Source organism: Tardiphaga sp. vice304 (assembly GCF_007018905.1).
Taxonomy (GTDB): domain Bacteria; phylum Pseudomonadota; class Alphaproteobacteria; order Rhizobiales; family Xanthobacteraceae; genus Tardiphaga.
The window spans coordinates 1,657,241-1,676,822 of the sequence record NZ_CP041402.1 but is presented as its reverse complement, the minus strand read 5'-3'; the positions used below and the strand labels follow the sequence as shown (position 1 = coordinate 1,676,822).

General features: G+C 61.4%; 14 protein-coding genes and 6 pseudogenes. 12 read left to right on the top strand and 8 right to left on the bottom strand.

What is annotated here, in order from left to right; all coding sequences use genetic code 11:
* Window positions 1-191 precede the first annotated feature (191 nt).
* Window positions 192-2,489 (top strand): AAA family ATPase, encoded by a 2,298-nt coding sequence (locus tag FNL56_RS07940; protein WP_143572302.1) that lies wholly within the window; start codon window positions 192-194, stop codon window positions 2,487-2,489.
* Window positions 2,490-3,049: 560 nt separating this feature from the next.
* Here the strand turns inward: FNL56_RS07940 and FNL56_RS07935 are convergent.
* The 7 genes and pseudogenes from FNL56_RS07935 to rpoH all read right to left on the bottom strand — a co-directional run bounded on the left by FNL56_RS07935 (window position 3,050) and on the right by rpoH (window position 11,749).
* On the bottom strand, window positions 3,050-5,056 hold the full coding sequence (locus FNL56_RS07935; RefSeq protein WP_143581916.1) for a DUF6538 domain-containing protein: 2,007 nt from the start codon (window positions 5,054-5,056) through the stop codon (window positions 3,050-3,052).
* A gap of 356 nt (window positions 5,057-5,412) precedes the next feature.
* Window positions 5,413-6,948 carry a GH36-type glycosyl hydrolase domain-containing protein gene (locus FNL56_RS28780; RefSeq protein ID WP_368039350.1) on the bottom strand — a complete coding sequence of 512 codons (1,536 nt, stop codon included), beginning with the start codon at window positions 6,946-6,948 and terminating at the stop codon, window positions 5,413-5,415.
* Between the two features lie 78 nt (window positions 6,949-7,026).
* Window positions 7,027-7,857, bottom strand: a pseudogene (locus tag FNL56_RS28775) (hypothetical protein); the annotation flags it as partial.
* Between the two features lie 576 nt (window positions 7,858-8,433).
* Entirely contained in the window at window positions 8,434-9,060 is a 627-nt protein-coding gene (locus FNL56_RS07925; RefSeq protein ID WP_143572298.1) for a NifU family protein, read from the bottom strand.
* Window positions 9,053-10,309: a P-loop NTPase gene (locus FNL56_RS07920; RefSeq protein ID WP_143572297.1), complete on the bottom strand. Its 1,257-nt coding sequence runs from the start codon at window positions 10,307-10,309 to the stop codon at window positions 9,053-9,055. Before FNL56_RS07920 ends, FNL56_RS07925 begins: the two co-directional genes overlap by 8 nt.
* A gap of 116 nt (window positions 10,310-10,425) precedes the next feature.
* Complete coding sequence (locus tag FNL56_RS27985; protein ID WP_143572296.1) at window positions 10,426-10,572, bottom strand: Rieske (2Fe-2S) protein; 147 nt, start codon at window positions 10,570-10,572, stop codon at window positions 10,426-10,428.
* Between the two features lie 277 nt (window positions 10,573-10,849).
* Window positions 10,850-11,749: an RNA polymerase sigma factor RpoH gene (gene rpoH / locus FNL56_RS07915; protein WP_143572295.1), complete on the bottom strand. Its 900-nt coding sequence runs from the start codon at window positions 11,747-11,749 to the stop codon at window positions 10,850-10,852.
* A 111-nt stretch (window positions 11,750-11,860) separates the two neighbouring features.
* Between rpoH and FNL56_RS07910 the strand changes: the two genes are divergently transcribed.
* The 6 genes and pseudogenes from FNL56_RS07910 to lipA all read left to right on the top strand — a co-directional run bounded on the left by FNL56_RS07910 (window position 11,861) and on the right by lipA (window position 16,263).
* Window positions 11,861-12,463, top strand: a complete 603-nt coding sequence (locus tag FNL56_RS07910) for a MarR family winged helix-turn-helix transcriptional regulator (RefSeq protein ID WP_143572294.1) — start codon at window positions 11,861-11,863, stop codon at window positions 12,461-12,463.
* A gap of 34 nt (window positions 12,464-12,497) precedes the next feature.
* Window positions 12,498-12,833: pseudogene (gene fdxA / locus FNL56_RS07905) on the top strand (ferredoxin FdxA); the annotation flags it as partial.
* 68 nt (window positions 12,834-12,901) lie between these two features.
* Window positions 12,902-13,343: pseudogene (locus FNL56_RS07900) on the top strand (SufE family protein).
* Between the two features lie 63 nt (window positions 13,344-13,406).
* A complete protein-coding gene (locus tag FNL56_RS07895; protein ID WP_210245488.1) occupies window positions 13,407-13,829 on the top strand; it encodes a hypothetical protein in 423 nt (140 codons plus the stop codon).
* A gap of 6 nt (window positions 13,830-13,835) precedes the next feature.
* The gene (locus tag FNL56_RS07890) at window positions 13,836-15,221 is read left to right on the top strand and encodes an NAD(P)/FAD-dependent oxidoreductase (RefSeq protein ID WP_143581915.1); all 1,386 of its coding nucleotides are present in this window, start codon (window positions 13,836-13,838) and stop codon (window positions 15,219-15,221) included.
* A gap of 83 nt (window positions 15,222-15,304) precedes the next feature.
* A pseudogene (gene lipA / locus FNL56_RS07885) lies at window positions 15,305-16,263 on the top strand (lipoyl synthase).
* 22 nt (window positions 16,264-16,285) lie between these two features.
* Here lipA and FNL56_RS07880 read toward each other — a convergent pair.
* The gene (locus FNL56_RS07880) at window positions 16,286-16,522 is read right to left on the bottom strand and encodes a hypothetical protein (RefSeq protein WP_168209938.1); all 237 of its coding nucleotides are present in this window, start codon (window positions 16,520-16,522) and stop codon (window positions 16,286-16,288) included.
* 72 nt (window positions 16,523-16,594) lie between these two features.
* Here FNL56_RS07880 and FNL56_RS28300 point away from each other — a divergent pair, with 72 nt between their 5' ends.
* The 5 genes and pseudogenes from FNL56_RS28300 to FNL56_RS07870 all read left to right on the top strand — a co-directional run bounded on the left by FNL56_RS28300 (window position 16,595) and on the right by FNL56_RS07870 (window position 19,567).
* Window positions 16,595-17,245 (top strand): flavodoxin domain-containing protein, encoded by a 651-nt coding sequence (locus FNL56_RS28300; RefSeq protein ID WP_246660901.1) that lies wholly within the window; start codon window positions 16,595-16,597, stop codon window positions 17,243-17,245.
* Between the two features lie 267 nt (window positions 17,246-17,512).
* Window positions 17,513-17,791, top strand: a pseudogene (locus FNL56_RS28295) (sulfite reductase subunit alpha); the annotation flags it as partial.
* 236 nt (window positions 17,792-18,027) lie between these two features.
* Window positions 18,028-18,213: pseudogene (locus FNL56_RS28290) on the top strand (hypothetical protein); the annotation flags it as partial.
* Window positions 18,214-18,477: 264 nt separating this feature from the next.
* Complete coding sequence (locus FNL56_RS27630; protein ID WP_168202810.1) at window positions 18,478-18,648, top strand: hypothetical protein; 171 nt, start codon at window positions 18,478-18,480, stop codon at window positions 18,646-18,648.
* 94 nt (window positions 18,649-18,742) lie between these two features.
* Complete coding sequence (locus tag FNL56_RS07870) at window positions 18,743-19,567, top strand: IS5 family transposase (protein WP_143577461.1); 825 nt, start codon at window positions 18,743-18,745, stop codon at window positions 19,565-19,567.
* Window positions 19,568-19,582: the final 15 nt, after the last annotated feature.

The following is a 19,582-nucleotide window of genomic DNA, read 5'->3' as shown; positions in this document are numbered from 1 at the left end:
CGAACCGCCTCGCCATACTCCTCACGTTCCAAGTGCATCCACCCTAGCGGGCCGTCACCACCGACATGACTACCACAACCACCACCACCACCATGGAAAGACCGATGCCCCGACCCACGAAGCCCTTCGCCATAGCCCGGGATCCGCAGGTGCATCCGCCCTAGCGACCGCCATCAGACAGGACTGTCCCCGTGAATAACAAGCAACCGAAGACGAAGAAGAATAAGGGCAAGGCCGCGCGCGGCGGCGGGTCGCGTGGTGCCCCGGCCGAACAGACCGCCGCGATGGACTTAGTCGGCACGTGCCCGGTCATGGGACCCGTCGAAGCCGAGGTCCACCGCCGCGCGGTCGATGCTTCCCGGGCCTATCGCAAGAACATGGCCACTGCGAAGGCGCTGCGAGGCGAGCAGCTCGATGCTCCGGTCGCCGCTCCGCCGGTGAAGGGATTCAACGGGCTGGCAGCGCTGCGACGGCGTTCACATGAGGACGACGACGACAGCTTTGACGCCGGCAAGAACGACAAGATCGAAGCAGTGACGGCGGTCGACATCGCGGTCCGGCTCCTCCTTGCCAGGCAGATTGATCGCCGGGACGGGCTCGCGGGCGCCATCCGGACCGCAGCGCCGGTCGTGATCATCGACGTGCCCGATCCCGACGTGCTCGGGCGAATCGAGCGGGTGTGGAAGGACGTAGTCCTCCCGCCGGCCGCGATCTGCGCGAAGTTCAGCGGGGGCGGAACGCTTCGTCACGGTCAATACGATGCCGTTTTCGTCGTCGCCAAGATGCCTGCGAAGCCGAAAGATGCCGACGACATGCGACGGACGGCGTTGGACGCCCTGTCCATCGCCGTGCCGGTGTTCGCCTTCTCGCCGCGCGCCGAAGCCCATCTCCCGGCCGAGCTTCTGCTCGCCGCCACCGACAGGATCGCGATTCCCTCGCTTGACGCGACTGCGATCGTCCGGACGATCGAAGTGGTCACGGCGACGAAGTGCCGAAGGACTCCCGACGCGGCGACCGTCGCGCACACCGGATTGAGCGAACTGGCGATTGCCGTCCGCTTCGACCGCAAGCCGGCCGACTGCCTGCTACGCTTGACCGATCTGGCCGCCGGAAAAACAGCGCCGCGCAAGTCGCGCGACCTGCGGCTCGACCAGCTGCACGGCATGGACGCCGCCGTTACCTGGGCGCACGCGGCCATCGCCGACATCGCGGCATGGAGGCGAAACGAAATTTCCTGGAGTCTGGCGACCACGTCCGCGGCGCTGAACGGCCCGGCCGGGACGGGGAAGACCACATTCGCCCTGGTCTTCTCCCAAGCGGCGAAGTTGCCTATCGTCACAGCCAGCCTGTCAGGTTGGCAAGCCTCGGGGGAGGGACACTTAGGGCACCTTCTGAGAGCTATGAGACAGGACTTCGAAAAAGCGAGGAACCTTGCAGCTACACACGGAGGCTGCATTCTCTTCATCGACGAATTTGATTCTTTTCCCAATCGTGGAAAGTTGACGCACTCGCATGCGGACTATCAAATTGAGGTGGTCAATGCGATGCTCGAGCTCATCGATGGTCTGGGCGAAAAGGAAGGCCTCGTTTTCATCGCCGCCTGCAATGACATCCGTCGCTGCGACCCCGCCTTGGTGCGCGCCGGCCGTCTGAACCCCGTGATCGAGATCGGCCTTCCCGGCCTCTCCGACCTCGAGAAAATGTTTCGCGTGAGGCTCGGCGGCGATCTTGAAAACGCCGACCTGACCGAGATCTGTGAACTGTCACTTGGCGGCGTTGGGGCCGACGTCGAGCGCATCGTGGCCGATGCCCGCCGCGTGGCGCGCAACGACGGCGGCCGGCCGCTTTCACTGGGCGACCTAAGCGGCGTCGTCAAGGGCGCCGATGACAGGCCGGAGCTGCTTCGCCGCCGTGCTGCCGTCCACGAAGCCGGACACATCTTGCTCGACGTGCTCTTCAACGGGGCTGCCGGCATTCATGCGACCATCACGCCCTCACAAGGTACTGGCGGCAGGGTAACGAGGACCGAGCGTGCCGAAGTGGCAGGGACCTACGACGACTACTTCCGCCGTTTGCAGGTTCTTCTGGCCGGACGAACTGCAGAAGCCTTGCTGCTATCACAGGCTAGTCATGGCGCTGGTGGCGGGCCCGGATCCGACCTCGAAGTGGCCGGATCGGCCGCCGCCGCGATGGTTGGGTCGTTCGGATTGGCCGGGTCTCGCCCCCTGCTCTACTTGGCGTCGCGCGAGCGCACCGAGGAACTGCTGGCATACTCGGAGGTGCGGCTCGCGGCCAACGAGGTTCTGACAAAGGCGTCGGAGGCCTGCCACACTCTTCTCCGGAAACACCAGGACGCGCTGCAGGCGGTGTCGGAAGTCCTCCTTGTGAAAGGCAGGATCGGCGGTGCAGAAGTCGCGCGGCTGTTGGCGGAGTATGGACGGGCCGTCGACCGTGATGCTCGGACGTTGCCGCCGAGCAGCCTGCGATGAGACAGTATCCGTGCGACCGGATCTGCGGCCGGCTAGTGCCGTTCGGATGGAAGGGGCACACGAGCTGATGAGCCTCGTCACGACGGCCGCAGGATTTTAGCCGCCCGGCCGCTTACCACGGCGTCGCTACGAACGCCGGGACCGGCTGGCTCTCCCACCGTGTGGAGCTGGCTCCGAAGTGGGATAGAGGCTTGTCGGCTTCGTTACTGGACAATGACGAAGATTGATCTGGGGTCCCATCGCGCTAGGTGTGCATACTCCCCGTTCGGCAATCGCAGCCCGACTATTATCCGCTGGGAGCGCGGTTACCCCCGCGTCGTCGAGACCGACTATCACATCATCCATGGGATGGCCGTGGCCCTGCTGCTGAACCGCGACGCTGATCACAATGCCAGGCTGGCCTGCCGCGCGCTCGTGCCGAAGCAGATGCGCGAGGTAATAGGCGACGACCGTGTCTTCGTAGGTGAAGCCCGCACCGCCTGTCAGCTCGGTGGAGGCCGGTTTTTGTTTAAGTGTGTCGGTCAAGGCGCCCCGTCCCACGAATCGATTTTATGGATTGGTCATTGTGTGGCGCGAGCAAGATGGTGCGGGGGCTTTGAACGTGATGGCTGCGAAAACGGCGCAACCTCTTTTCTCACAATCCACGGCATCAGATTTATGGCCTGATGCTCGAGATGATCGGTGATCACGGGAAGCTTCATGATGAACTCGAATAGCGTATCGAGCTCATGGGCTTCGCAGTAGCGTTCGCTCGTTTCGCTGTTGCCACCGTGCCCCATCAGGTCTGCGCGATCCTCTTCCGTCAACATCTTCTTCTTTAGCTGAGCGTTGAAGAGGTGCCGCACGGCGTGAGCGCCCAACCCCTCTTCCGTGATACCGGCTGACGTGAGGATCGGTCTGAATTGCTTGTAAAAACGATTTCCCAGCGGAGAGCGGCTGCTGGGAGAAAATAAATCGGGGAACAGCAACTTATAGCCAAGCGCCTTGATCGTCCTGACGTAATCGAGGAAGCCCAATCGGACCAACTCAGGATGAAGGGGCAAGTGTCGTTCGGACTGGACATTCTTGATGCGTCGCTGGTCGTTGGCCGCGATGTAGATGTACGGACGGCATTCCTCACGATCAAGAATAACGTCGTCCACCATTGCGCCGCACAGCTCCTCTCGCCGAGCACCCAAGTAGTAGATCAGGATCGGAACGAAATACAACGCGCAGTGAAATATCTGGCTCGCGCCTGCTTCACCCGGCGCGTCGAGATCGTCCCAGCCGGCGCAATTGGTGAACGGTGGCGTGCGAAAAATCGCTCGTGCACTCTCAATCGGCAATTTGGCTCTGGCATTGCGGGCACGTTTTGCGTCCTTCTTTTGCGCTTTGCCACGAAGTTTTTTCAGATTGATCGAATCGAAGCTTTTGATGCCGCGCGCACTACCGTGGCCGAATATTTGATCAAGGAACGTCAGATGTCGGTTCAGCGTATCTGCCCCGATGCCGCGCTTTTCCTCTGCGACCGACTTTCCTTTGTCGCGAAGCTCCTGAATGGTCGCCCTCTCGTCGCGCACCGACTTGCCGTAATGGACATAGATGTCATGGCGCAGGAAGTCGACAAATGCACCGACATGCTTCTGGAGCAGCAAGTTCACGTCAAGAATGCGCTGATCCTGCACGATGAACTTGACGAACAGGTTCGAGATGCTTTTCGCCTGCCTCTGGGTCTTTTCGTCCCAATGACTGTCATTGGAGTTCTGCGCGATGACGCTCTCCGCAAATTGCGTGAAATCGCCGAAAGGAACAAATTGAGGAACAGTCGAGGCACGATCCTCGGAAAGAGGGTCGGCGAGACGATCCACCACCGGAGCTGCGGCCGCCCAAGGCGCCTTTGGTGGATCGTTTCGGGCCGCCATCATGCGATCCACCAAACCTTGATCCTCGACCCGTACTCCCCCGTAGCGGCGATCGATCTCGGCCAATGCCAACGCTATCCCGCGCAGGTACGTCCCTTGCGCGACATCAATGTTCATCGCAGTCGGCCGCGCCGCCACGGCTTGCAGCATCCGCTGCAGGATGTGGTGCTTGGTCGGGATCATTTCATTGATGCGCAGCAGGGCCAGATGGTCAATGACCGCCTCGATGTCGGCTTCGGAGAGACCGTCCGCGGACATCCGCAAGCGATCCTCGTCTCTGACGACGGCGGTAACGCCCTGGGCGTCCAGCAACGTGTAGGTCCAGAATGCCCTCTTGTCGTCGCGCTTCGACCGTTCCAGATCGAACCCCGGCCCACTTTTGTCGGCCAGCGCCACCCGTTCCAATTTGACCAGATGCGCATCGACGACGGCATGGAGCATGGCGTCGATTTGAGACCGTGACAGATGAATTTCAGCGGCGTCTGCGAGCATCGCGGCGTCTTCCAGGACGAGATCGAGCTGGACCGCCAAGCGACGGGCGGTGGCGCGGCTCGTGGTTTTCAGGCTTAGAAAAACATGCGGGCGAACCAGGCAATTGACAAGAACGGCAGCTGTCCGACGTCTCCAATAGTAGGTGGCTTGCCTCCGAAAGATGTGGAAACCCATTGAGCGCAACACCCGTGCAGCAGCGACGTGTCGCAGCGCTGTGCATCAGCGCCCCAGCCAGGCCGATTTCATCAATGATTTCATGTCAGCAGGGCGGCCTGGCTGGCGACGCAGTACTGATCGCACCCGTCTCCACTGAAATTCCCAGCTAACAGGGAATTTTACAGGGAAATTTGCGGTTCCGAGGCTCCAAGCGCCGAGTCTGGAGCACGAAACCACTGCGCCGCAGCGGATTCTCTCGCAATTCCCTACTCAAATTAACAGGCAACATATTTCAAAGAACAGGGAATTTCTATTCGATAACAGGGAATTTCATCTCCGAAAATGACTTATGCTCTAGCGGCAAATTTTCAGCCCTATCCAAGTACGATCCGCAGCCGATGGATCGCGCCGTCGTCAACTAAAGGTATCCCCTCCGGGCGCGGCTGTAAGGCGGCACCTTCAAGCTCCGCACGGACGACGCCCCGGCTGACGCCGGACGGATTTTCAATAAAAATGTCGTAGCGGGCGGTTCGGTATCGAAGCGTGATTTCAAACCGCGGCCAGATCTTCGGAATGCAAGGATCTAAGTGCAGCGAGGTCCCAATGATGCGCAAGCCAAGAATGCTCTCAATACCGGCACGCTGCATCCATCCCGCGGAGCCGGTGTACCATGTCCACCCGCCGCGCCCGACATGCGGCTCTACCGCGTAGACATCTGCTGCGACAACGTAGGGCTCGACCTTGTAGCGATGCGCAGCGGCTGGGGCGCGTGCGTGATTGATCGGATTGAGAAGCGAAAACAGACTCGCCGCCTTGTCGCCCTCGCCCAGTTTCGCCAAAGCCATGACGGACCAAAGCGCCGCGTGTGTGTATTGGCCGCCATTCTCGCGAATGCCCGGCGGATACCCCTTTATGTAACCCGGATCGAGCGAGGTCTTGTCAAACGGAGGCCTGAACAGCAGCGCGATGCCATCCCGCACACGGACCAACTCTCGCTCAACTGCCATCATCGCTCGCGCAGCACGTTCGGAATCGGCCGCGCCCGAGATGACTGCCCATGACTGGGCGATCGAATCGATCTGACATTCATCGCTCGCTGCCGATCCCAAAGGCGTGCCATCGTCGAACCAACCGCGCCGATACCAGTCGCCGTCCCATGCCTCACGTTCGAGCGATGACTGCAGGGCCATAGCATGGGCTCGCCAGACAGAGGCGCGGCCAGTTTCACCGCGGGCATCGGCCAAGGGAGCAAATGCATTCAACGTCGCATACAACAACCAGCCCAGCCAGACGCTCTCGCCCTTGCCTGCTTCACCGACGCGATTCATTCCGTCGTTCCAGTCGCCAGTTCCGATTAGCGGTAGGCCATGTCCACCCAGGGCAAGGCTCTGGTCGAGTGCACGGGCGCAGTGTTCAAAGACAGTGGCGACCTCATCCGAGACCGTTGGCAGAAAGAAGCTGTCGTGTTCACGTGCAGCGAGCGTCTGGCCTTCCAGGAAAGGCACCATCGCATCCAATACAGCGGTATCGCCGCTGCCTTCGACGTAGTGCGCGGTGATGTAAGCCAACCACGCACGGTCGTCGGAAATGCGGGTCCGCACGCCTTGGCCGGAATGGGGCAGCCACCAATGTTGGACGTCGCCTTCAACGAATTGTCGTGAGGCTGCGCGTAGTAAGTGTTCTCGCGTCATCGCAGGGCGTGCCGCGACGAGCGCGGTGCCATCCTGAAGCTGGTCACGAAACCCGTAAGCACCGCTGGATTGATAGAATGCCGATCGCGCCCAGATGCGGCAGGCAAGCGTTTGATAAAGAAGCCAGCCGTTCAGCATGATATCCATTGAGCGATCGGGCGTTTTGACTTGAACGGCGCCGAGGAAATCATCCCAATATTGGACAATTTCGGACTGCACGGCGTCCAGGTCGGCCACTCGGTAACGTTCGATCAGGGTTCGCGCATCCTCCGCACTCGCCGCCTGGCCGATAAAGGCGACGAGCTCGATACTTTCCCCCGGGGCAAGCTTGATCGTCGTGGTCAGCGCGCTGCACGGATCGAGCCCGGCTCCTGTGCTTTTGGACAATGGTGTTCCGACACGCAATCCAGCAGGATTAGCAAGCGTCCCGTTGCGACCGATGAATTCGTGGCGATCGCCGGTCCAGCCTGTCTGCCGGCCGCCCAAGTCAGCGAAGGCGATCCGCGATCCGAAAGCAGCGATCCAGGGATTTCGCGCGAACATTGCGCCGGTCGCAACATCGATCTCCGTTGCGACAAATGCCGCAGACGCCTGGCGCGAGGGGCCAAGAACTCATTCCACATAGGCCGCAACACAGAGGTCTCGCGCGCGGCCCGATTGATTGTGAAGCTTGAGGCGCGAGATCTTGATCGGATCGACCAACGGCACGAATTGCACCAGATCGACTGCGATGTCCCGGCCCGTATGTGTGAATCGACTGAATCCATGGCCATGACGTGCAACATATGTTACGCTCTCGGTCCGGATCGGCAACGCAGCGGCGCTCCAGAGTTCGCCGGTCTCGTTGTCGCGAAGATAAAACGCCTCGCCCGACCGATCGGTCACAGGATCGTTCGACCACGGCGTCAGCTGGTTTTCCCGGCTGTTGACCGACCAGGTACTGCCGCCACCTTCGGTTCCCACCTGGAATCCGAAGGTGGGATTGGCGATAACATTGATCCAGGGCGCCGGCGTCGATTGGCCCGGCGTAAGGATGGTGACATATTCCCGTCCCTGATCAGAAAATCCATCAAGTCCATTGAAGAACTCAAGATCCTTCGATGACGGTAAGGCCTCCGTCGAGGGCATCGTCGGCGGAGCAATACGCTTCGGATGCAGCGCTGCTGGCACCATCCTGCGGGCGGGCGCCAGGTATGCTCCCGAGGATGCTCACAAGCGGGTTCAAACGATTTCAAGGCCGGGGTCCGCCGACAGCGCATCCGTCACGATATTTTCGCGCTCGACCTCCGACCCGCTCATCTCAGTCCTCTCGCCCTGGCAAGGGCCTCATCGTCGTCGTCGGCGCACCTTGGGCGTTCGCGGCAACCACCGGGCCACCGCTCAGGGCGGATGACACATAGTAACGGTAACGAACGCCTTTCTTGACCGCATACATTGACGTCATCCGGTTGCCTCGGTCGTCGAAGATGAGGCCCATCGAGATCGAGTCCGAGGCCCGGGCCACGGTATGATTGTTCCGTTGCTGATCGAGCCTCTGCGTCTGGCGCTGGTAAGAGCGCTTCGCCGAGGAAGGTCTCATTGGCCTTCTGCGCGACAAGACGCGGCCCTCGCGCATCAAGCTGCTCGAACATGATGTTGCCGATCCTACATCTCGGAATTGGTCATGGTTCTTGTCCCCATGTCTCGCTTTACCATCGACGTCTCCTAAACCGTGCGCTGGTAGAAGGGTTTCTCGCCGGCCGCGTGGTCCGTCGTGTCCACGATGTCGACAATCTCCGGTGCCACCCTGCGCACCATGACCTCGAACCCCTGTCGCAAGGTGACGGAAGAGGCAGCGCAACCTTGGCAGCCTCCGCTCATCGCAATGAAGAGGTTGCCGTACCGAACGTCGACGATTGAGATCTTCCCGCCATGGTTTGCGATCGAACGATTCACTTCGCGATCCAGGAGTTCTTGAACGCACGCACGAATCTCGTCGTCGGTTCGGCCCCGCGCACCTGCGGTGCGAGGAGCCTCGAAGATCGCGGGCACACCTGTGAGCAGCTGCGTCCGGATGGCCGCGCCGATTGCCGATTTCAGCGCCGACCACGCGACACTCGGGTCCTTTCCAACCGTCACCACGGTCTCGGCCACGAGCACATGGCAAACGCCCGGAAGGGCGAAGAGTCGCTCGACGAGGGGCGAGCCGGATGCCCGATCCTTGCTGTCGAAAAAGAACGGGCCACCCGGATGCACTGTCCGGCTGACCGTAAACTTGCACGTGTCGGGGTCGGCCTGTGATGTCTCGGCGCGGACGGTGGTCGTCGGGTCTATGGATAGGACCTCAGACATCTTCCACAACCCTGGCTGCACCGCGTTCACCGAAGGCCCGCAGGTGCTCGAACGAGTAGATCCCCGTGCTGTGACCGTCGTTCCAGCTGATGGTGATGGCGTAGTTGCCCACGCTGGTGATCGTGCGGGGGGTTACGTCCGGTCGCACGCTCTTTGGATCCAGGAGAGGGCGCCCGCTCATCTCTTCGACACAGACGGCGCATCGGCACGCCAATCGGAGGTCCCGGACGTCGAAGTCGTTCCGCTGGCCGTCTTCCCAGAGCACGGACAGCGTGCGAGTGTCGCGCAGGCGGAAGCCAATCGCCGTCGTTCGCGAGCCCGATGGTCGGATCGCACTCTCGACCCAGCGAGGCTCGTCCTTGCCGGTTTCCCAGGTCCACGCGAACGGCTTCAGCCCCGTGGTTGGAAGTCCCTGGAGGTGGCCGGCCAATTCCGTGGCGATTGCCTGGTAAGCCATAGCAGCCACTGAGTTCGGCTTTTCCAGGACAATCGGGCGGCCGTTATCGCCGCCCATGACGATGTCTGCGTCCAAGGGGATTGCGCCCAGGAACGGCACGCCGAGCTCCCTGCTCATCCGCTCACCGCCGCCACTGCGGAACACGTCTGTGCCCTTTCCGCAGTGAGGACACGTGAAGGTGCTCATGTTCTCAATGATGCCGAGTATGGGGACATGAACGGTCTCGAACATCCGCAAACCGCGACGGGCGATCTTCAAGCTCACGTCCTGCGGCGTTGTCACGATGATCGCACCTGACAAAGGGTAGCTCTGCGCCAGCGTCAGCTGGGTGTCACCGGTCCCGGGCGGGAGGTCGAGAATCAAGTAGTCTAGGCGTCCCCACTGCACGGTACCGATGAACATCTTCAGGTACTTGCCCACCATCGGTCCGCGCAAGATGACCGGGCTGTCGTCCCCCGTCAGCATGCCCATCGACATTACTTTCAGGTTGTGGCGATCGGCGGGGACGATCTTGCCGTCCGGGGTGGTCGTGGGCGGCTGACCGACCGGAAGCCCCAGCATGCCAGGGATGCTCGGGCCGAGGATGTCCGCATCTACGAGCCCGATCCTGCCCCCGATCTGTTGGAGCGCGAACGCGAGATTCACGCTGACCGTGGACTTGCCCACGCCGCCCTTGCCGCTGCCGACCGCGATGACGTGGCGGATCCCAGGTAGCTTCTCTGGGCTGGCGGATGCTTGGGACGACGCGCCAGGCGCGTGCTGGTCGTCGTCGTGCGGGTCGGTCGTCTGCATTCCTCAGTTCCTTTCTTTTCTCACCGTGCTCGGTGGCTGCTCCTACGCCTCGACCTCGATGTCGGTTCTCGTCACGCGAACGCCGTATCGCACAACGGCTCGCTGGGCCGGCGGACCTACGACTTCGCCGGTCTGAACGTCGAATGTGGCGCCGTGCCAGGACAGGTCACTTCTCCATCAGCGCGAGGCTCGCCGCGGTGAGTGTAGGTGTTGTCGAGCGCGAAGAACTGGCTGTCGTTGAACAGGGCAATCTGCTTGCCCATTACCTCGACCAGAGGCGCCTGACCCGGCTAGATCTCAGTTGTCCTCGCTGCCTTCACAAAGTCAGCCATCGATCTTTTCCTCCTATCTATGTATTCCCCCGGTAAAGGCGTTTTCGGGTTTTGACGGAGCCTGCTAAGTGATTGAAAGTGCTATTGCGCCATGGAACGAAACTGGTGGAGCTTGGAAGCAAATCCCGTTAACGTGACAATGTCCGTAAAACGCACCCAAAGCGACATGTCCATCGGCAGTTTCTCCCATCACGGGAGAGGTCGGAAGCTAATGCACCGGCAGCGCCGCTAGGCTTTCCATCGCCGCGATGCGGTTCTTGACCGCCTTCTGCACTTTCTCAAACGCGCGAATCTCGATCTGCCGCACGCGTTCGCGCGACACGCCGAATTCGGGGGCGAGATCTGCCAGCGTCATCGGCTCGTCGGAGAGACGTCGCGCCTCGAAGATGCGGCGCTCGCGGTCGTTGAGCACGCCCATTGCGCCGTTGAGCGCGTTGCGGCGGTGATCGAACTCCTCGTGCTCGGCGAGGATGGCTTCCTGGTTGGGCGAATGATCGACCAGCCAGTCCTGCCATTCGCCGGGTTCGCCGTCGTCGCGGATCGGCGCGTTGAGCGATGCGTCGCCGCCGAGACGCCGGTTCATATCAACAACGTCCTGCTCGGTGACGCCGAGCCGGGTCGCAATGGCCTTCACATGATCGGGGTGCATATCACCCTCTTCAAGCGCGGAGATCTTGCTCTTGGCCTTGCGCAGGTTGAAGAATAGCTTCTTCTGGTTCGCGGTAGTGCCCATTTTCACGAGCGACCACGAACGCAGGATGTATTCCTGGATCGACGCCTTGATCCACCACATCGCGTAGGTGGTGAGACGGAAGCACTTCTCGGGCTCGAACCGCTTCACCGCCTGCATCAGGCCGACATTGCCCTCGGAGACAACTTCGGAAATCGGCAGACCATAGCCGCGATAGCCCATGGCGATCTTGGCCACGAGTCGCAGATGGCTGGTGACAAGGTGGTGCGCCCCGTCGCGATCGTCATGCTCGCGCCAACGCTTGGCGTGCGTATATTCTTCCTGGCGCCCCAACATCGGGAACCGCCGGATTTCCTCAAGATAATGGGTGAGGCCGCGTTCAGTCGTAAGGATCGGCACGGCCGCGGTGTGGACCATAATTAGCACCCTCCGATAGGTTCGAAACAAAACTATCAATATCTAATCGGTTGTCAAGTTGATTTCGAAACACTACTATGTTCGAAAAGGCGATTCTTCGAAGAGGCAATCATGTCAGTGCGCGAAACGGCGGAACTCCTGCTGCTGATGGGACGGCGCGTGCAAGCCGAGGGTTATGACGGCGAACTCAGTCCCGCCCAATGGATGACGCTCCGCTACTTCGCCCGCGCGAACAAGTTCTCCCGGAACCCATCGGCACTCGCGGAGTTTCAAGCGACCACCCGTGGCACCGCATCGCAAACCATCAAGGCACTTGAGGCAGGTGGGTACTTGGTCCGACGCCGATCCGCGGCGGATGGGCGAAGCGTCAATCTCCGATTGACGGGCAAAGGTAATAAAGCGGTTGCGCGCGATCCGTTCGAAGTTCTGGTGCGCGCCGTGAATTCGCTCGACGCGGAAGAGCAAACTGCGATGCACCACCCCCTGCACCAAGTGCTGACCACTGTAGCTGCGAGTGGGGCGCATCGGCGCTTCGGTGTTTGCCAGGACTGCGCGTGCCTCGGTGGAGAAACCTGCTGCGACTCAACGAACGCGACCCTCTCGTCCCTCAAATGTCTACTGTTCGGCGTTCCGATCGAGCCCGAGGACGCCGGTCTTCTATGCGTCCATTTTCAGCCAACGAGCGAGCACCACGATGGCGCATATGGTGAATGAGTTGACCTCTGCAATCTGCTGGAAGGAGGCCTGATTGACCTACATCGTCAACGAAGAATGCATCAAGTGCAAGTACATGGACTGCGTCGAGGTGTGTCCTGTGGACTGCTTCTACGAGGGCGAGAACATGCTCGTCATCCACCCGGACGAATGCATCGATTGCGGTGTTTGCGAGCCGGAATGCCCAGTTGAGGCGATCAAACCCGACACCGCGCCCGGACTCGAAAAATGGCTCGTCATCAATGCCGAATTTGCTCGGGTTTGGCCGAACATCATCGCAAAGCGGGAGCCGCCGCCAGATGCAAAGGAGTGGGAAAGCGTGCCGGGCAAGTATGAAAAATACTTTTCGCCCAAGCCCGGCGACAGCGACATCGGGACTGGCGCAGAGGCCGGGGCTGCCGACGTGATATCCCCTGTCGCAGATGAGATGGAAAACCCATGACGCTCGAGAACATCCTCGCGGACTTCCAGCTGCTGGATGACTGGGAGGACCGCTATCGCTACGTTATTGAGCTCGGCCGCAACCCTGTCCCCGCTGCCGGAATCGGCGCGAACGGTGGCAAACAAAGTTCGCGGCTGCGCCAGTCAGGTCTGGCTCGCGACCGAGGTCAATGGCGCCCCCGCCGCGGCCGCGTCGTGCCTCATCCTCAGGGGCGACAGTGACGCCCATATCGTGCGGGGCCTCATTGCCATGCTCTTTGCGATCTACTCGGGCCGTTGCGCGGATGAAATTGTTCGGGTCGATGTGCAGGGCGTGTTCCGGCGTCTCGGGTTGGCCGAGCACTTGACGCCGCAGCGCTCGAATGGATTCGCCTCGATGGTCGAGCGCATCTGCACCGACGCCCGCCGCGCCATGAGCGGAGAGGCGAGGACGGCTTGAGCCGCGCACCGCACCAACAAATAACGATCAAGTGAGTCTGTTCAATCTTGTGAGGAAGGCGTCATGACATTTATACCAGAAGACCTCGCTGTAACGACGAACACCGATGGGAACCGCCTTCAGACGATCGCTTCACGGCTTCGGAAGCACCTTCAAAAGATTGCCGAGCGGCGGGTTCCGATCACCTATCAGGAGCTTGCCAAGGCACTGGGGCTGACGCCCCCGAACACCATTCATCAGGTGGCGGAGGCGTTGGAGCATCTCATGGCAGAGGATGCGGCGACCGCCCGCCCCTTCATCGCGGCCATCGCCATCAGCAAGGCGCGGGGCGGCCTGCCGGCCCCAGGGTTCTTCGACTGCGCGGCGCGGCTCGGACGCTTCGACGGCGATGAAGCAGGACTCGAGGCGTGGGCCTTCCATGCGCGGGAGTTCGCCGCCGCGGTCGCGTTCTGGGCGGCAACGGCAACCACTGGCAAGAGCGGGTAAAGAGGCATGGGCCTTCACTCGGATCAGGCATCGGATTCGACCCGGTTGAGGCTCGTGTCGCGCGGCAGCGCGGGCGGCCGGCCGCACGTGGTCATTGTTGGCGCCGGGTTCGGCGGCCTGACCGCCGCGAAACGGCTCGCCAAGGCAGCCGTCGAGGTCACTCTGATCGACCGCGAGAACCACCACCTCTTTCAGCCGCTGCTATACCAGGTGGCGACGGCCGGACTGTCGCCGGCCGACATCGCCTGGCCTATTCGAGGTCTGGTCCGAGACCAGCGCAACACAAGCGTGCTGCTGGGCGCGGTCACCGGGGTCGATCGTGTGCGCAAACGCGTAATCATGGCAGATCGCAACATTAGCTATGACGTTCTGGTGCTCGCGACCGGGGCGACGCATGGCTATTTCGGCAATGATAGCTGGGCCGCCCACGCGCCCGGCCTGAAGGCGATCGACGACGCCACGGAGATCCGCCGCCGTCTGCTGCTCGCCTTCGAGCGTGCGGAGATGGAAGCCGATGCGCGCGAGCGCGAACGGTTCCTGACGATCGTCATCGTCGGCGGCGGGCCGACCGGAGTCGAGATGGCCGGCGCCGTCGTCGAGCTGGCGCGCAAGGCGCTCGCGGCCGACTTCCGCGCCATCGATCCACGGCAGACGCGCGTGCTGCTGGTTGAGGCCGGACCACGGTTACTGCCAAGCTTTCCGGAACCGCTGTCGCGCTATGCTGAGCAGGTGCTTCGGCGCCTCGGCGTGGATGTCCGCCTGAAACAGGCGGTCAAGCGTTGCAGTGCGACCGGGGTCACGCTGGGCGACCAGAACGTGTCCGCGGGCACGGTGATCTGGGCGGCGGGGATCGCCGCCTCGCCGGTTGCCGCCTGGCTCGCCGTGGAGGGTGATCGCGTTGGCCGTGTGTTGGTCGGAACCGATTTGCGGCCGCCCGGCATGGACGACGTTTTCGTCATCGGCGACACGGCGCTCGCTCATGACAATGCGGGCGAGCCATTCCCTGGCATCGCCCCGGTCGCCAAGCAGCAGGGCGCTTATGTAGCCGAAGCTATCAAGGCGCGCCTGATCGGCAAGGCCGAGCCACCCCCCTTCCGCTATCGGGACCGAGGCCAGCTCGCGACGGTCGGCCGCAAGGCAGCCGTCATCGCGTTCGGGCGCTTGCGGCTCAAGGGACGGCTTGCGTGGTGGATCTGGGGCATCGCCCACATCTACTTCCTGATGAGTCTGCGCAATCGGCTGATCGTCATGACGCAGTGGCTCTGGTCCTATGTCAGCTTCGAGCGCGGCGCGCGACTCATCACCGGCATGCGCACCACCCTCGAACCCGACGGGATAGGCAGTCGAGACGACGACGATGCTCGCCCGCCGGACGGACAAAGAGCAGCTTGAACAACCTGCGACGTACTGGGAGTCGCCGATGACCACCCACATATCCATCTCAACATGGGCAACAGAAGTGATCGGGTTTTTCAATGACATTAACGACTGATAGCCGGCCCCGTCACCCGGAAAAGGCGCACAAGCCGGACAATCCGATTCAGCGCACGCCTGCCTGGATCCGGGTCAAGGCGCCGACCTCGTCCACCTACCACGAGACGCGCAGGATTATCCGCGAAAACAATCTCCGCACGGTGTGCGAGGAAGCGGCCTGTCCCAATATCGGGGAATGCTGGTCCAAGAAACACGCCACCATGATGATCATGGGCGCGCTCTGCACGCGGGCCTGCACCTTTTGCAATGTTGCGACCGGGAAGCCGGGCGCGCTCGACCCCTTCGAGCCGACCAATGTCGGCTCCGCCGTGGCCCGCCTCGGGCTTGCGCATGTCGTGATTACGTCGGTCGATCGTGACGATCTGGCCGATGGTGGGGCGGGACATTTCGCGGCAGTGATTCAAGCCATCCGCGTAGCGACCCCGAACACGACCATCGAGGTGCTGACCCCGGACTTCCTGCGCAAGCACGGTGCGGAAGAGACCGTCGTTGCGGCCAAGCCGGATATCTTCAATCACAACCTGGAGACCGTGCCGCGGCTCTATGCCTCGGTGCGGCCGGGCGCGCGCTATTTCAATTCGTTGCGCCTGCTCGATCGGGTCAAGCAATTGGATCCCGCGATGTTCACCAAGTCCGGCATCATGGTCGGCCTGGGAGAGAGCGAGGTCGAGGTCCGCCACGTCATGGACGACCTGCGCGCGGCCGATGTCGATTTCCTGACCATCGGCCAGTATCTACAGCCGAACCCAAGCATCATGTCGTCGATCGTTTCGTCACGCCGGAGGAGTTCAAGCGCTTTGAGTCCATGGCCTATGTCATGGGCTTCTTCATGGTCTCGGCCTCGCCTCTGACGCGTTCCTCTTATCACGCTGCCGAAGATTTCGCGCGTCTACGGGCCGCGCGCGAGGCGCTACTTCTTCCGGCCCAAGGTGACCCTTAACTATCCATATCACTCAAAGAATTTACAGCATGAAAACCGGAGGCGACAAAATCGAAGCATTCAGCGTGGCCGGCGTGAAGCAGGCTTCAACGAACACGAGGAGAACGGCCAATCGGCGTTCGAGATGAAACACCGAGCAGTCGTTCCCGGGCAAGAAACGTGAGCATTTCTTTAGCACGTCTTCCAAGGTCGCGCTGCCGACGAGGTCGGCGCGAATCCTGGCTTCGATGGCGGTGAGCTGCTTGGCCTTCGTCAGCACTAAGCCCATCCCGTCCACCGGGGATCCATGCATCAACGCCCATACGCGGGCGCCCTGCCGGACCAATAGATAATGAATTTGAGGAAGCATTTATGCCGTACCGCTACTCCCCAAGAACGCTCCGTTTTCTCGGGAGGAGATTGGCGTTTTGAACAAGGTCGTGGCGCGAACGACGCCGCTGCAGCGAAGCTGGCTCGCTGGCTTTTTCGCGGGCTTCGAGGCGGTGCAGGGCGCTCTGGCGGCACCGGCGGCTGCGCTAAGCCGCGGGCGTCTCTCACGGTCCTCTACGCCTCCGAGAGTGGCAATGCCGAAGGCCTCGCCATAAAGGCGAAGAAGGCCGCACAGAAGCACGGCCTCGATGCACGCGTCATCGACATGGCGGACGCCGACATGGGCATCCTCGCCAATGCGAAGAACCTCATCGTCTATGTGGCGACGTGGGGCGAGGGCGAACCGCCGGGCCGCGCGGCCGACTTCTATCATGCTCTGATGAGCGACGGTGCGCCGCGGCTCGATGACGTCCGGTTCGCGGTGCTCGCGCTGGGCGACACGGCTTATACGCAATTCTGCGCGACCGGCAACGCGATCGATGCGCGCCTCGAGGCGCTGGGCGCCTCTCGTGCGGCCGACCGCATCGATCTCGATCTCGACTTCGCGAAGCAGGCAGTCGAGTGGACGCAGGGCGCGCCACCAAGCTTGCGCCGGCCGATGCGCCGTCGTTGACGGTCGTGCACGTTGACTTCAATAGCTCTGCGCAACCGGCGGACGAGGACGAGCCGCTCTACACGCGACGACCCCGCTCGAAGCCGAGATCACGGCGTTGATTAACCTCAATGGCACCAGCTCGACGCGCGAGACTTGGCACGTCGAACTCGCCTCCGATGCTCCTGGCTTCACCTATGTGCCGGGTGACGCTATCGGCATAGTCTTGAGAACGATCCCGACCTCGTCGCCGAGGTCGCCGCGGCGGCAGGGCTCGGTTCGCAGGCCGTGGTTTTGCAGAAGTTGCGCCAGAGGTACGACGTTACGACGCTGTCGCGGCCGCTGGTCGAGGCGTATGCAAAGCTGACCGGCCGCGCCGATGTGGCCAAGCTCAAGGAGCAGGAGGCGTTCGCCAAGTTCGCGGCCGGTCGCCAGCTGATAGATCTCCTCCAAGCATTTCCCGAGAAGCTGTCAGCGGACCAGCTCTTCGGCCTCCTGAGGCCGCTGCCGGGCCGGCTCTACTCGGTCGCATCGAGCCAGAAGGCGCACCCTGGCGAGACGCATCTTCTCGTCGGCGCGGTGCGGTGGGACTCGTACGGCAAGGCGCGCAAGGGCGTCGCTTCGACCCATCTCGGAGACCGGCGCCGCATTGGTGATACCGCCAAGATCTACGTGAATCCGAACCGCCATTTCCGCCTGCCGTTAGACGGTGCACGTCCGATCATCATGATCGGTGCTGGCATGGGCGTTGCCCCTATCGCGCTTTTGTCGAGGAGCGGTTCGAGACCGGAGCCAAGGGTCCGAGCTGGCTGTTCTTCGGTGAGCGCAACTACACGTTTGACTTCCTATACCAGCTCGAATGGCAGGATTACTTGTCGATCGGCGCGCTCACTCGCATCGACGTCGCCTTCTCACGCAATCAGCCGGAGAAGATTTACGTCCAGCAGCGCCTGCAAGAGGTTCGGTCTTTGGTAGAGCCGGTCCGGTAGCGGCGTGAGCAATCCCCTGCATATGGAGCGCTTCGTTGTGCCGGGGAAAACCATTGCTGGCCATCGGGCGGAGCGGCCTGGAGGTGGCGATGGCGGGAGAGCCCTTTTACGTCAAATAGTGAAACGAGGGAACGTCATTTTGCCGGCGACTTGGCGTCAGCGCTAATTTGAAATCGCGCTGGAAGCATGATCTACGTTTGCGTCTATAGTACCAAGCGCTTATTATTGCTTTATCGTTTGAGTTCTGAAACCGAGGTTACCGCTATGCCGAAGAAAAAGGAGACGCGCGAGCAGCACCAGGACCTCCACGAACAGCTTAATCGAGAACTTGAACAAACCTTTCCTGCGAGCGATCCCTTAACGATCACGCGCAGCTTTCCTGACAGTCAAATGGCACCGTTTCGGAATGTCGAGGACAAAAAGGCCGATAAGTAATACCAAAGGCCTCAGAGGCTGACTGAAAAAGAAGCTGAGTGATTTCAGCCAGTTGTGATTCCTTCGGATTTGCGAAGATTCGAGGGAGAGCACGATGGTCTGGACTGAAATCACCCGCCGACACTATAGGCGGGCGAGCTTGCGATATGAAAGCGATACGACGGATGCCGAGTGGTTTGTGATGGAGCCGCTTCTGCCGCCTGCTTCGGCGCTCGGTCGCCCGCGTGCGACAGATATGCGAACGGTGATGGATGCGATCCTGTATATTGCGTCGACCGGCTGCCAATGGCGGCAGTTGCCCAAGGATTTCCCGCCCTACTCGACGGTGCAGGGCTATTTCTACGCGTGGTCGCGCGGCGGACTGTTTGCGTCGCTGAACTACACGCTCGTGATGGCCTCGCGCGAGGCGGCTGGCCGAGAGGCGAGCCCAACGGCCGGAGTGATTGACAGCCAGTCGGTGAAAACCACGGAAAGCGGCGGCCCCCGGGGCTATGATGCAGGTAAGAAAATCAAGGGCCGCAAGCGCCACATCGTCACCGACACGCAAGGAAACTTGGTCGGGCTGGTCGTGCACGAAGCCAGCATTCAGGACCGTGATGGTGCCCCGTGCGTTCTTGCTTCGATACGTTATCGCTATCCGTGGCTGCGCCATATTTTTGCCGATGGTGGCTATGCCGGAGATAAGCTGCGTCAAGCTTTGAAGCGCATCGGCAATTGGACGATAGAAATCATAAAACGATCCGACAGGGAGCAGGGCTTCGAAATCCTACCGCGCCGATGGGTCGTCGAACGAACGTTCGGATGGCTCGGTCGCTGCCGCAGATTGGCAAAGGACTTCGAGACCACAATCGCCAGCGCCGTTGCCTGGGCGTTCGTCGCTCACATTCGCGTCCTTATAAGACGGCTTGCAAAAGCCTGAAATCAAACGAATTCA

Excerpts from the sequence above, each read along its gene's own strand:
- FNL56_RS07935 (WP_143581916.1), bottom strand. The coding sequence starts at position 5,056 with ATGGGTTTCCACATCTTTCGGAGGCAAGCCACCTACTATTGGAGACGT.
- FNL56_RS07925 (WP_143572298.1), bottom strand. The coding sequence starts at position 9,060 with ATGTCTGAGGTCCTATCCATAGACCCGACGACCACCGTCCGCGCCGAG.
- FNL56_RS07920 (WP_143572297.1), bottom strand. The coding sequence starts at position 10,309 with ATGCAGACGACCGACCCGCACGACGACGACCAGCACGCGCCTGGCGCG.
- FNL56_RS27985 (WP_143572296.1), bottom strand. The coding sequence starts at position 10,572 with ATGGGCAAGCAGATTGCCCTGTTCAACGACAGCCAGTTCTTCGCGCTC.
- rpoH (WP_143572295.1), bottom strand. The coding sequence starts at position 11,749 with ATGGTCCACACCGCGGCCGTGCCGATCCTTACGACTGAACGCGGCCTC.
- FNL56_RS07910 (WP_143572294.1), top strand. The coding sequence starts at position 11,861 with ATGTCAGTGCGCGAAACGGCGGAACTCCTGCTGCTGATGGGACGGCGC.
- FNL56_RS07895 (WP_210245488.1), top strand. The coding sequence starts at position 13,407 with ATGACATTTATACCAGAAGACCTCGCTGTAACGACGAACACCGATGGG.
- FNL56_RS07890 (WP_143581915.1), top strand. The coding sequence starts at position 13,836 with ATGGGCCTTCACTCGGATCAGGCATCGGATTCGACCCGGTTGAGGCTC.
- FNL56_RS28300 (WP_246660901.1), top strand. The coding sequence starts at position 16,595 with ATGAATTTGAGGAAGCATTTATGCCGTACCGCTACTCCCCAAGAACGC.
- FNL56_RS27630 (WP_168202810.1), top strand. The coding sequence starts at position 18,478 with ATGCCGAAGAAAAAGGAGACGCGCGAGCAGCACCAGGACCTCCACGAA.
- FNL56_RS07870 (WP_143577461.1), top strand. The coding sequence starts at position 18,743 with ATGGTCTGGACTGAAATCACCCGCCGACACTATAGGCGGGCGAGCTTG.